Raw genomic sequence first — 12,499 nt, 5'->3', positions numbered from 1 at the left:
TTTCATAGCCGTTATGTCTGCCGAAGCAGCCTTGTGCTACCAAGGGTATGGGCGCGGCGCCGGAAGACTACCTTTTCTTGCCCCCTAACAACGACCCCATCAACCCGCGCACCAACTGCCGCCCCAACTGGTTAGCGGCCTGGCGCACTGCTGACTTGATCGCCTGCCCCGCTGCACTCTGCAAGAACTCACCCGCCTTGTCGGCAAAACTCTCTTCATCCGCCTTCGGTTGCGGCGCCGGTTCCACCGGCTCGCCCTTACGCTGGCTCAGCATTTCATAGGCTGACTCACGGTCCACCGGTTTGTCATAGCGCCCCGCCAATGGCGACGCCGCAATCAGCGCACTGCGCTCAGCCGCACTCAGTGGCCCGATACGCGACTGCGGCGGTGCAACCAGCACCCTCTGCACGATGGCCGGTGTGCCCCTTTCTTCCAACGTTCCCACCAGCGCTTCGCCAATACCCAGTTCGGTCAGCACCGCCAGGGTGTCGAACGTCGGGTTGGGGCGGAAACCATCGGCTACCGCCCGCAGCGACTTCTGCTCCTTGGCCGTGAACGCCCGCAAGCCGTGCTGAATGCGCAAGCCCAACTGGGCCAGCACCGCGTCGGGCAAGTCACCCGGCGACTGGGTAACGAAATAGACCCCCACCCCCTTGGAGCGGATCAGCCGGACCACTTGCTCAAGACGGTCCTGCAACGCCTTAGGCGTGCCGTTGAACAGCAGGTGTGCTTCATCGAAGAACAGCGCCAGCACCGGCTTGTCGGCATCACCGCGCTCGGGCAACTGCTCGAACAATTCGGCCAGCAGCCACAACAGGAACGTCGCATACACCTTAGGTGCCTCGTGCACCAATCGGCTGGCATCGAGCAGGTGGATACGTCCACGGCCATCCGGATCAGGACGCAGCAGGTCCTCCAGTTGCAATGCCGGCTCGCCGAACAGTGCCTCGGCGCCCTGCTGCTCCAAGGTAGCGAGCCGGCGCAACAAAGCCTGGGTGGAGGCCGTGGTCATCAGCGCGCTGTCTTCGCCAAGCAGATGCGGGTTGTCCTTCAGATGCGCCAGCAGGGCCTTGAGGTCTTTGAGGTCCAGCAGCAGCAGGCCTTCGCGGTCGGCCACCTTAAATGCTGCATACAGCGCCGCCTGCTGGCTGTCGGTCAGTTCCAGCAAGTTGCCCAGCAGCAGCGGCCCCATTTCACTGAGGGTGGTGCGCAGCGGGTGGCCCGACAGCCCGGCGATATCCCACAAGCTCACCGGGTAGGCCTTGGGCGTATGCCCCAGCCACGGCATGCCGGCGATGCGCTCAGCCACCTTGCCTTGTGGCGCACCAGCAGCCCCCAAGCCACAGAGGTCGCCTTTGACATCGGCGGCGAACACCGCTACCCCCGCGTCGCTGAACACCTCCGCCAGGTGCTGCAGGGTGACGGTCTTGCCAGTACCGGTTGCGCCAGCCACCAGACCGTGGCGGTTGGCCAGGCGCATTGCTTGCCCGACTGGCTGGCCATCCGGGCCCGCGCCTACAACGATGGTCGAAAATTCCGACATCTCTTTAATCCTCTGCTCAAGCTTTAGCTTAATTCGGCCGATACCTGTGGGTGTTATTCGCCTTAATTAGAGAGGAACAGCCGAAAAGGGACTTTTCGGGATGTTGCACAACCTACGGCTCCACTCGTGCGAACGCCTGATATAAAACCTTAGCGGAACCGATTACGCCATGAACAAAAGCCTTCGTTTCAGCCACAAGATTCTTTTGGCAGCATCACTGATCGTGATACTCGCCTTCAGCCTTTTCACCCTCTACAACGATTACCTCCAGCGTAATGCGATCCGCGAGGACCTGGAAAACTATCTGGCTGAAATGGGCACCTCCACGTCGACCAACATTCGCAACCTGTTCGAGGGCCGGATAAAACTGGTGGAGAACCTGGCGCAGAACATTGCCCAAGACCCGGCCAACGCCGAAACCCTGATGGGTCAGAATGCGCTGATATCCAGCTTCCTCACGGTCTACCTGGGCAAAGTCGACGGCGGTTTCAGCGTACGCCCGGACGCGAAGATGCCCGACGGCTACGACCCGCGCACCCGCCCTTGGTACAAGGACGGCATGAACGCCAGCGGCGCGACGCTGACCGAACCCTACATCGATATGACCACCAACAAGATGGTCATTGGTATCCTCAGCAAGGTCTCCAGCAGCGTGGGCGTGGTCGGCGGCGACCTGGCCCTGGACGGCCTGGTGCAGATCATCAACTCGCTGAACTTCGGCGGCATGGGATACGCCTTCCTGGTCAACGACCAGGGCAAGATCCTGGTGCACCCGGATAAAGATCTGGTCATGAAATCGCTGTCGGACCTGTTCCCGCAGCGCACGCCGAAACTGACCGGTGAGCTGACCGAAGTGCAAAGCGAGGGCCAGACCCGCCTGCTGACCTTCAGCCCGATTACCGGCCTGCCGTCGGCAAACTGGTACATCGGCCTGTCAGTGGACAAGGACAAGGCCTTCTCGATGCTCAGCACCTTCCGCACCTCGGCGGTGATCGCCACGGTGGTGGCAGTGGTGATCATCATCGGCCTGCTCGGCTTGCTGATCCGCGTGTTGATGCAGCCGCTGCACACCATGACCCGCGCCATGGAAGACATTGCCGAAGGTGAAGGCGACCTGACCAAGCGCCTGCACATCCACAACCACGACGAATTCGGTGTCCTCGGCAACGCCTTCAACCGCTTCGTCGAGCGCATTCACAGCAGCATTCGCGAAGTGTCCTCGGCCACCGAGCAGGTCAACGAAGTAGCCCTGCGGGTGATCAGCGCTTCGAATTCGTCGATGACCAACTCCGACGAGCAGTCCAACCGGACCAACAGTGTCGCCGCCGCCATCAATGAATTGGGCGCTGCGGCTCAGGAAATCGCCGGCAACGCCGCCCAGGCTTCGCAGCACGCAAGCTCCGCGCGCCTGTTGGCCGAAGAAGGCCAGCAAGTGGTCGAGCGCAACATTGCCGCGATGAACCGCCTGTCCGACCTGATCGTCACCTCCAGCGCGCACATCGAGACACTGAACAGCAAGACCGTGAATATCGGCCAGATCCTGGAAGTGATCACCAGCATTTCCCAGCAGACCAACCTGCTGGCGCTGAACGCCGCCATCGAAGCGGCCCGCGCCGGTGAGGCCGGGCGTGGCTTTGCCGTGGTCGCCGATGAGGTGCGCAATCTGGCGCACCGCACCCAGGAGTCGGCGCAGCAAGTGCAGACCATGATCGAAGAACTGCAGGTCGGTGCCCGCGAGTCGGTCGACACCATGGACCAGAGCCAGCGCCACAGCCAGGACAGCATGCAGATCGCCAACCAGGCGGGTGAGCGACTGGACAGCGTTACCGTGCGCATTGGCGAGATCGACGGCATGAACCAGTCGGTGGCCACTGCCACCGAAGAGCAGACCGCCGTGGTCGAGGCGATCAACATGGACATCAACGAGATCAACATGCTCAACCAGGAAGGCGTGGAGAACCTGCAAGCGACCCTGCGCGCCTGCTCCGACCTCGAGCAGCAGGCTGGCCGCCTGAAGCACCTGGTGGGCAGCTTCCGTATCTGATAAAGGCTACACCTTCACCTGGAGCAGCCTTGTGCTGCTCCAGGCATTGCGCACTCCCCCTCTCAAACTGATCGAACAAACTATCCTTCTGATAGGTCCACCTTTAGGCGTTTCATCGCCGGCCACTCAACGCCGGATGACAGACCCGAAGACGATCCCGGAGGGATGCTGATCGTGCATATCGCCGACATCACCATGTTCTACGCCCCGGCCAGCGGTGGCGTACGTACCTATCTTGATGCCAAACATCACCGTCTCGACGCCATTCACGGCGTACGCCACAGCCTGTTGATTCCCGGTGCCAGCGCCCAACACGGCGATGGCATCTATCAGGTACCTGCGCCGCCCTTGCCGTTTGGCAAGGGCTACCGCTTTCCGGTACGCCTGGCCCCCTGGTGCAATACACTGCGCACGCTCAAACCCGACTTGATTGAAGTTGGCGACCCCTACCTGACCGCCTGGGCGGCGCTGGAAGCGCGGCGCCAGCTCGACGTGCCCGTGATCGGTTTCTACCATTCCGACCTGCCGTTACTGGTCAGCAACCGCATGGGCAACTGGTTCGCACCCAATGTCGAGGCCTACGTCAGCAAGCTATACGGCAATTTTGATCGGGTACTGGCCCCCAGCCAGGTGATGGCCGACAAATTACGCCGCTTGGGCGTGCGTGATGTCCATGTGCAGCCGCTGGGCGTTGACCTTGCCACATTCCACCCCTCCCGGCGCGACCCACATGTGCGTGCCGAACTGGGCATTCCCGACACCAGCCGCCTGTTGATCTTTGCCGGCCGCGGCTCGCGGGAAAAGAACCTGCCGGTGCTGCTTGACTGCATGCAGCAACTCGGCGCCCCCTACCACCTGTTACTGGTAGGCTCGAACATGCCGGCCAGCGTGCCGTCCAACGTCAGCGTCATCGATCACTTCTGCCCGTCTGCGGAGGTGGCCCGGCTGATCGCCAGCGCCGACTTGCTGGTGCATGCTGGCGACCAGGAAACATTCGGCCTGGTCATTCTCGAAGCGATGGCCAGCGCCACCCCCGTGGTAGCCGTGCGCGCCGGTGCGTTCCCTGAAATCATCAACGAACAGAGTGGCCGCCTGTGCACGCCCAACGACGGTCGGGCCATGGCGTGCGCCGTGCGCGAGGCGTTCGAGGCGGGTACCCGCGAGCTCGGCCTGCAGGCCCGCCACCATGTAGAGCAACATTATTCATGGGATAACGTGGTAGCTGGCCTGCTCCAGCACTACCAGGCCGTGCTCGGCCACCAGCCGCAGGTGCGCGCCCATGCTTGAGCCCTCCGCCAGCCAGCGCAGCCTCATGCTGGTGTTGCACGATATTGCCCCGGAAACCTGGCCGGACTATGAACCGTTCGTAAGGGCTGTGGACGCGCTGGGCCACGTGCCAATGACATGGCTGGTGGTCCCGGACTTCCATCGACGCAATCCGCTTCACCAGGCACCTTCGTTCTGCCGCCTCCTGGACGAACGCCTTGCCAAAGGCGACGAACTGGCGCTTCACGGCTATGCCCATGCTGACGAAGGCCCCGCACCGCGCAGCCCCATCGACTACTTCATGCGGCGCATTTATACCCATGAAGGCGAGTTCTACGGCCTTGATGAGAACGAAGCGCTTACCCGGCTACAGGAGGGCCTGGCGCTGTTCGAGAGCCAAGGTTGGCCTGTGGCAGGCTTTGTCGCACCGGCCTGGCTCATGAGCCAGGGCACGCGGCAAGCCCTGTGCCGCCTGCCACTCAAATACACCAGTACACCGCAGCATCTGTACCGGCTGCCAGACTTTACAGCCATTGATGCGCCAGGCCTGGTCTGGAGCGCACGGAGCGCATGGCGTCGCACATTGTCCCGCACGCTGTGCGACTGGCAATGCCGGCGCTGGCGAGGCGCGAGCACATTGCGCTTGGGGCTGCACCCTGTAGACATGCGTCATCGCTCATCCCGAGACTATTGGTTGCGAACGCTGGAAACACTGGTGAAGGATGGCCGCGAACCGCTGACCAAATCTGCCTGGCTGGAGCGCCAGGGGGTAGCATGAAGCGTTGGGCCTGGCTGGCGCTGGCATTGCTGGGGGCAGCGCTGGTGCCAGCGTTACTGGGTGGTAGCGAGCTGCTGCCGAGGCTGAGCCGGTTCGACCCGCACCTGCTGCTCATGCTGCTAGGCATGATTCTGTTGTGCTGGGTCATCAATGCGCTGCGCCTGCGCCTGTTGCTGGGTGAGCAGGCAAAACAGTTGAGCCATGCTCGCAGCCTCGGCGTGGTCATGGCCACCGAGTTTGCCATCTGCACCACCCCTGGCGGCAGTGGTGGGCCGCTGACCCTGATGGCCCTGCTGGCGCGAGACCGCATCCGCCCGGCGCGCAGCGGCGCCGTTTTTGCCATGGACCAGCTGAACGACCTGGTGTTCTTCTTCTGCGCAATGCTGGCGATTGCCGGCTACGCGCTGTTCCACAGCCTGGGCCGCAGCCAGGAAAGCATGTTGCTTGGCAGTGCGTTACTGCTGTGCACAGCGTTGGCCGGGGTGATCGGGCTGTTGCGCTACCGGCGCCCGATAATGCGCATGAACGGCAGGCTGTTGCAGCGCATGGGGATGGGCCAGCCGCGCAAACGTCGCTGGGCGCGCAAACTGCTGCACTTCGTTGCAGCACTGGCGCAGACCTGGCGCCTGCCCAAGCGCAGGCTGAGCCTGGTGTTCACCCTGACCTGCATCCACTGGGGGCTGCGCTACAGCGTGCTGTACCTGGTGTTGCGGGGCTTGGGGGTAGACCTGCAGTGGATTCCCAGCTTCCTGGTGCAGATGCTGTCGCTCAGCGCCGGCCAATTCAGTCTGCTGCCTGGCGGGGCCGGGGCCGCCGAGCTGACGTCTGCCAGCCTGTTGACACCCTTGGTGGGCAGCTCGACCGCAGCTGCGGCAATCCTGATATGGCGGGCAGTTACTTACTACTTTTATCTGCTGGCTGGGGGGCCGGTGTTTGTGTGCCTGCTGGGACGTCCGTTGCTGGAGCGCTGGCGGCGTCAGGCGGGTTGAGCTGTTGCCAGAGTTCGGCGGCGCCGGGGAAGTCGGTGCCATCCGTGTCATCCAGGGCTTCAGGGTCGTAGCGGGCCAGGCAGCCTTCGCCAAGGATCGGTGGAGGTGAGGCGACGGGGTTGTTGCGTTGCTTGGTCATTGCCGTTTCACCCAAGATTGCCGGGGCGCTCTGCGCCCCTGTCGCGACAGGGCTGCGCAGCAGCCCAGCACCTCACAGCAAGCCGGACGGTGTCAGTCGAACACCACAGTCTTGTTACCATGCACCAGCACACGGTCTTCCAGGTGATAACGCAGGCCACGGGCCAGCACCATCTTCTCCACATCACGGCCAAAGCGGACCATGTCCTCGATGCTGTCGGCATGGCTGACACGCACCACATCCTGCTCGATGATCGGGCCGGCATCCAACTCTTCAGTGACGTAGTGGCACGTCGCGCCAATCAGCTTCACCCCACGCAGGGCAGCCTGGTGGTAAGGCTTGGCGCCGACGAACGACGGCAGGAAGCTGTGATGGATGTTGATCACCTTCTCGGCATAGTCCCGGCACAGTTGTGGTGGCAGGATTTGCATGTAGCGGGCCAGCACCACGACGTCGGCGGCATGCTCCTGCACCAGACGCGACACTTCGGCAAAGGCCGGGGCCTTGTCTTTGGGGTCGACCGGAACATGGAAGAACGGAATACCGTGCCACTCGACCATGCTGCGCAGGTCGTTGTGGTTGGAAATGACGCAAGGGATCTCGCAGTCCAGCTCATCGGTGTGCCAGCGGTGCAGCAAGTCTGCCAGGCAGTGCGACTCACGGCTGGCCATCAATACCACGCGTTTTTTCTGAGCCGAGTCGGTAATGCGCCAGGTCATGGAGAACTCTTCGGCGATCGGCGCAAACGCCTCACGGAAGGCTTCGATACCGAACGGCAGCGATTCAGCGCGGATTTCATGACGCATGAAGAACCAACCGCTCTGCTCATCGGAGTGGTGGCTGGCTTCGTTGATCCAGCCATTGTACAAGGCCAGGAAATTACTGACTTTCGCCACGATGCCTACACGGTCGGGGCAGGCGATCACCAGACGATAGGTGCGCATGAATGAGACTCCAGAACTTCGCAAAGGCGCCTATTCTAGCGGCCCGCCAGAAAAAACGCAGTATTGATCGCTGCCGCGATTGCATATGCAGGCCCGAAAACGCCACACGGGCGCTGCCTGACAGACAAGAGGAAACGCACGGGGCATATGTAAAAATTTGTTCACGTAGAGAAATGCTGTCACAGCTTAATTAACAGTTAATTGCCCAATCTTATGTTTACTTGCGAGTAGGGGCTGTCTATTATTGCCCCACACATTTCTGAACACGCATTAAGGAACACTCCATGTCCCTGATCAACGAGTACCGCGCTACCGAAGAAGCCATCAAGGAACTTCAGGCCCGCCTGGCCAATCTGTCGCAGGATGACAAGCTGAAGAAAGAACTGGAGTTCGAAGGCAAACTGCGCACACTGATGGGCGAGTACTCCAAGTCGCTGCGCGACGTGATTGCCCTGCTCGATCCAGAATCGAAACTGAGCAAGGCACCTCGTGGTTCGGTCAAGACTACCGCCACCAAGCGCGCACGCAAGGTCAAGCAATACAAGAACCCGCACAACGGTGAAGTGATCGAAACCAAAGGCGGCAACCACAAGACCCTGAAAGAGTGGAAAGCCACTTGGGGCGGCGATGTGGTTGAAAGCTGGGCAACCCTGCTGGACTGATTATCCGCATACGCCTCTTGCTTCGCACAACAAAAACGCCGGCACACTGCCGGCGTTTTTGTTTACCGGCCATCAGCCGATTGAATAGTGCTCCTGCAATTGTCGAGCATGCAATTGCCAGGCCTCCAACACTCGCCTGCCCGCCTCGTCGGCGCCCTCCCAGGCTTGCTGGCGTGCCTGTTCGAAGTCGCCCAAGGTATTCGGCGCGCCCCACTGCGGGTCGCTCAGGCGTTGCTGGCAGAAGCCATACCAACGTTGCCGCTCTTCGGGGGTCAAGGTTTCAGGGAAGTTACGTGCCCGGTAGCGGAACAACAGCTCCGGCAAACGCGGATCATCGAACATCCAGTGGCCATGGCTCAACTGCGCCGGTTCCAGCGCACGAACTTGCTCGCATAAGCGCCGGTCGCGGTCACCTATAAAACCCTCATACAACTGCTGTTCCGGGTCCTCGCTCGGGGCGAACTCGTCCTTGCCATAGATGTGCTCCAGCTTTTCTTGCCATTGCGCCTGTTGATTGGCCAATTGTTCGCCGCGCGATTTTAACAACGTCAAGTCCAGGCCCAATCGTTGTTGATCGACCGGGCGCAATACCGACAGCGGCGCCACTACCGGGCAACGATTGATCTGCACCAATTTGAGCGGTACCGGTAATTCACCTTCGGCCAATTCATCATGCCGGGTGTACAAGCGCTGACGCAAAACTTCAGCACTTTCCCGCAGTAACGGTAGGGTTTCCTGATGCAGGTCGCAGACAATCAGTGCATTGCGATTACGCGGGTGCCAGGCCAGTGGCAATACGACCCCCAGGTAATTGCGCGCCGCCGAAAAACGCCCGGATATATGCACCAGTGGCTGCAACAGACGGATCTGCTCCATCACTTTATGCTTGCTGCGCAGTTGAAACAGCCAGTCATACAACTTGGGTTGTTTCTGCCGAATCAGGCGAGCCAAGGCAATGGTTGCCCGCACGTCGGAAAGCGCTTCGTGGGCATGACCGTGGTCAATGCCATTGGCCTTGCTCAGCAGCTCCAGACGCAGGCTGGTGCGCCCGTCCTGCTGCGGCCATTCAATGCCTTCCGGGCGCAGGGCATAGGCGGTGCGCACAATGTCGATCAGGTCCCAGCGGCTATTGCCTCCCTGCCATTCACGGGCATAGGGGTCGAAAAAGTTGCGGTAAAGGCTGTAGCGGGTCACTTCATCGTCAAAGCGCAGGGTGTTGTAGCCGGCACCACAGGTACCCGGTTGCGCCAGCTGGGCGTGCACGCGAGTCATGAACTCGGCTTCGCACAGGCCCTGCTCCGCCAACAGTTGTGGCGTGATGCCTGTCACCAGGCAGGCCGCCGGGTGCGGCAGGATGTCGTCCGACGGTCGGCAATAAAGGCTGATTGGCTCGTCGATTTCGTTGAGGTCGAAGTCAGTGCGCACGCCGGCCACCTGCAGCGGCCGATCGCAGCGCGGGTTGATGCCGGTGGTTTCATAGTCGTGCCAGAAAATGCTGGAGGTCACGGGGTCGTCCTGTATCGAGGTCGACCCGATTCTAGCGCGATTCTGAAAAATGAACGTTCAGACGGGCGCGTTCGCGGGGCGGAAACTGAAATAGTCGCGCAACGAACGTACGAAATCATCGTACTCGCGTGGAGACTGCAGCAGCATGAAGCCCGAATCGTAGTGCCCAGGCGTCTCGTCCTCGCGGCACCACAGGCAACTGGCCGTGAGGTTGACGAACTGGTGCCCGCCGCCAGGCAGGGGCATACGCAGCTGCAGCTCGTAATCAGGCCCGACCAACACGGGCAGCTGGCTGATGACCATCAACCCATTTTCAGAGGCATTGCCTAGCTGACCGATCTCTTGATCGGTAAAGCGGTTAAACACCTTGAGGACACAAGGTAGCTGATGACGTTCGATGTGGCGCTTGTTAAACATGATCGCGAGTGTATTCCGTACCTGATGCCAGGAATACTAGGTACTGGCGGTTGTTGTAACAGCTGAGTTACAGATTAGCGCAGCACGCGCAGCAAATCCCGTGAAATAAACCACACCTTTGTGTTAGCGCCAAGGTACGGTCGTCACCGGGTTGGCCACGGCCGTTTCTGCGCCGCGCAAATGGCCAAGTTTTTCCAAGGTCTGCAGGCGCGCTCGGGCGCGATAGGCATATTCGTTGCCCGGGTACTGCTGGATCAGGTACTGATAGGTCTGCGCCGCGTCCACGTACAACGCCTGGCGCTCCAGGCACTGGCCGCGCAGCAGTGATACTTCGGGGTGGATGAACGGCCGGGCACGGCTGGTGCGATCAACCTGCGACAGTTCGAGCATGACCCGTGCGCAATCGCCGCGGTCGTAGGCGCGGTAGGCATTGTTCAGGTGGTGGTCCATGGACCAGCGGGTACAGCCGACGGCGCTGGCGGCCAAGGCTAAAACGATCAGGGCTCGCATGGGGATCTCCTTTGATGCCAGTGTATCGGCGTTTGCCTGCAAATCTTCACACCCTTTTGCAAGGATACCCTGCCCCGTTCAAATGCCACCCTGCCTTGGTCGCAGGTAGTGCAACGGAACAATGACTACAGCGAGATTCAGGAGTAGCCTTTCGCTGCGCTTCACTATAGGAGTCTGTGCATGAGCATCCGCCGCACCAAAATCGTCGCCACCCTTGGCCCCGCCAGCAACTCGCCGGAAGTGATCGAACAACTGATCCTCGCCGGCCTGGACGTGGCACGTCTGAACTTCTCCCACGGCACGCCGGACGAGCACAAGGCCCGCGCGCGCCTGATCCGTGACATCGCCGCCAAGAACGGCCGCCATGTTGCACTGCTGGGCGACCTGCAGGGTCCGAAGATCCGCATCGCCAAGTTCGCCAACAAGCGCATCGAACTGAAGATCGGTGACAAGTTCACCTTCTCCACCGCCCACCCGCTGACCGAAGGCAACCAGGACATCGTCGGTATCGACTACCCCGACCTGGTCAAGGACTGCGGCGTTGGTGACGAACTGCTGCTCGACGATGGCCGCGTGGTCATGCGTGTCGAAACCGCCACTGCAGACGCCCTGCACTGCGTGGTGATCATCGGTGGCCCGCTGTCGGACCACAAAGGCATCAACCGTAAAGGTGGTGGCCTGACCGCACCGGCCCTGACCGAAAAAGACAAGGCCGACATCAAACTGGCTGCGGAAATGGACCTGGACTACCTGGCCGTTTCCTTCCCGCGTGACGCCAGCGACATGGAATACGCGCGCAAGCTGCGTGACGAAGCCGGCGGCAGCGCCTGGCTGGTGGCCAAGATCGAACGCGCCGAAGCAGTTGCCGATGACGAGACCCTCGACAAGCTGATCGCCGCCTCCGACGCTGTGATGGTTGCCCGTGGTGACCTGGGCGTGGAAATCGGCGACGCCGAGCTGATCGCTATCCAGAAGAAGATCATCCAGCACGCCCGCCGCAACAACAAGGCCGTGATCGTGGCGACTCAGATGATGGAGTCGATGATCCAGAACCCGATGCCGACCCGCGCGGAAGTGTCCGACGTGGCCAACGCCGTGCTGGACAACACCGATGCGGTGATGCTGTCGGCCGAAAGCGCCGCCGGTTCCTACCCGATCGAAGCTGTTCAGGCCATGGCACGCATCTGCCTGGGTGCCGAAAAGCACCCGACCAGCCAGAAGTCCAGCCATCGCCTGCACACCACCTTCCAGCGCTGCGACGAAAGCATCGCCTTGGCGGCCATGTACACAGCCAACCACTTCCCGGGCGTAAAGGCGATCATCGCCCTGACCGAAAGCGGCTACACCCCGCTGATCATGTCGCGCCTGCGTTCGCATGTACCGATCTTCGCCCTGTCGCCGCACCGCGCCACCCAGGCACGCGCCTCGATGTTCCGTGGCGTGTACCCGATTGCCTTCGACCCGGCCGCGCTGCCGGCCGACAAGGTGAGCCAGGCAGCGGTCGACGAACTGCTCAAACGTGGCCTGGTGGAGCAAGGTGACTGGGTGATCCTGACCAAGGGTGACAGCTACCACACTATCGGTGGCACCAACGGCATGAAGATCCTGCACGTGGGTGATCCGCTGGTCGGTTGATCCACGCTTTTCACAGCACAAGGCTCAAGCGCAGCCTTGTGCTGTGAAGATGGCCCGACAGGAATA

11 protein-coding genes and 1 pseudogene are annotated in these 12,499 nt (G+C 61.3%); 7 read left to right on the top strand and 5 right to left on the bottom strand.

Annotated elements, in window-relative coordinates:
• Positions 1 to 67: 67 nt before the first annotated feature.
• On the bottom strand, positions 68 to 1,543 hold the full coding sequence (locus tag BJQ17_RS12955) for a helicase HerA-like domain-containing protein (RefSeq protein ID WP_054888624.1): 1,476 nt from the start codon (positions 1,541 to 1,543) through the stop codon (positions 68 to 70).
• A gap of 169 nt (positions 1,544 to 1,712) precedes the next feature.
• Between BJQ17_RS12955 and BJQ17_RS32540 the strand changes: the two are divergent.
• The 5 genes and pseudogenes from BJQ17_RS32540 to BJQ17_RS12935 all read left to right on the top strand — a co-directional run.
• Positions 1,713 to 2,729: pseudogene (locus BJQ17_RS32540) on the top strand (cache domain-containing protein); the annotation flags it as partial.
• Positions 2,730 to 2,822: 93 nt separating this feature from the next.
• Positions 2,823 to 3,587: a methyl-accepting chemotaxis protein gene (locus BJQ17_RS32535; RefSeq protein ID WP_370588296.1), complete on the top strand. Its 765-nt coding sequence runs from the start codon at positions 2,823 to 2,825 to the stop codon at positions 3,585 to 3,587.
• A gap of 165 nt (positions 3,588 to 3,752) precedes the next feature.
• On the top strand, positions 3,753 to 4,874 hold the full coding sequence (locus tag BJQ17_RS12945; protein WP_003251928.1) for a glycosyltransferase family 1 protein: 1,122 nt from the start codon (positions 3,753 to 3,755) through the stop codon (positions 4,872 to 4,874).
• Positions 4,867 to 5,631, top strand: coding sequence for a DUF2334 domain-containing protein (locus BJQ17_RS12940; RefSeq protein ID WP_004575135.1), 765 nt, complete (start codon positions 4,867 to 4,869; stop codon positions 5,629 to 5,631). Before BJQ17_RS12945 ends, BJQ17_RS12940 begins: the two co-directional genes overlap by 8 nt.
• Positions 5,628 to 6,620 carry a lysylphosphatidylglycerol synthase transmembrane domain-containing protein gene (locus BJQ17_RS12935; protein WP_003251923.1) on the top strand — a complete coding sequence of 331 codons (993 nt, stop codon included), beginning with the start codon at positions 5,628 to 5,630 and terminating at the stop codon, positions 6,618 to 6,620. The genes BJQ17_RS12940 and BJQ17_RS12935 overlap by 4 nt, the downstream gene beginning before the upstream one ends.
• A 231-nt stretch (positions 6,621 to 6,851) precedes the next feature.
• Here BJQ17_RS12935 and purU read toward each other — a convergent pair whose 3' ends face one another.
• A complete protein-coding gene (gene purU / locus BJQ17_RS12930) occupies positions 6,852 to 7,703 on the bottom strand; it encodes a formyltetrahydrofolate deformylase (RefSeq protein WP_003251921.1) in 852 nt (283 codons plus the stop codon).
• A gap of 284 nt (positions 7,704 to 7,987) precedes the next feature.
• Here purU and mvaT point away from each other — a divergent pair, with 284 nt between their 5' ends.
• Entirely contained in the window at positions 7,988 to 8,365 is a 378-nt protein-coding gene (mvaT, locus tag BJQ17_RS12925) for a histone-like nucleoid-structuring protein MvaT (RefSeq protein ID WP_003251920.1), read from the top strand.
• A gap of 72 nt (positions 8,366 to 8,437) precedes the next feature.
• Here the strand turns inward: mvaT and sbcB are convergent, their stop codons facing one another.
• The 3 genes from sbcB to BJQ17_RS12910 form a co-directional block, all read right to left on the bottom strand.
• Complete coding sequence (sbcB, locus tag BJQ17_RS12920) at positions 8,438 to 9,871, bottom strand: exodeoxyribonuclease I (protein ID WP_070096155.1); 1,434 nt, start codon at positions 9,869 to 9,871, stop codon at positions 8,438 to 8,440.
• A gap of 57 nt (positions 9,872 to 9,928) precedes the next feature.
• A complete protein-coding gene (locus BJQ17_RS12915; RefSeq protein WP_003251916.1) occupies positions 9,929 to 10,288 on the bottom strand; it encodes a PilZ domain-containing protein in 360 nt (119 codons plus the stop codon).
• 123 nt (positions 10,289 to 10,411) lie between these two features.
• A complete protein-coding gene (locus BJQ17_RS12910; protein ID WP_003251914.1) occupies positions 10,412 to 10,798 on the bottom strand; it encodes a hypothetical protein in 387 nt (128 codons plus the stop codon).
• A gap of 180 nt (positions 10,799 to 10,978) precedes the next feature.
• Here BJQ17_RS12910 and pyk point away from each other — a divergent pair, with 180 nt between their 5' ends.
• Complete coding sequence (gene pyk / locus BJQ17_RS12905) at positions 10,979 to 12,433, top strand: pyruvate kinase (protein WP_003251912.1); 1,455 nt, start codon at positions 10,979 to 10,981, stop codon at positions 12,431 to 12,433.
• Positions 12,434 to 12,499 lie beyond the last annotated feature (66 nt).

This window comes from Pseudomonas sp. NBRC 111139, assembly GCF_001753955.1.
GTDB classification, from domain to species: Bacteria; Pseudomonadota; Gammaproteobacteria; order Pseudomonadales; family Pseudomonadaceae; genus Aquipseudomonas; species Aquipseudomonas alloputida.
The sequence above is the reverse complement of the archived record's forward strand: the minus strand, read 5'-3'. Positions and strand labels throughout refer to the sequence as shown.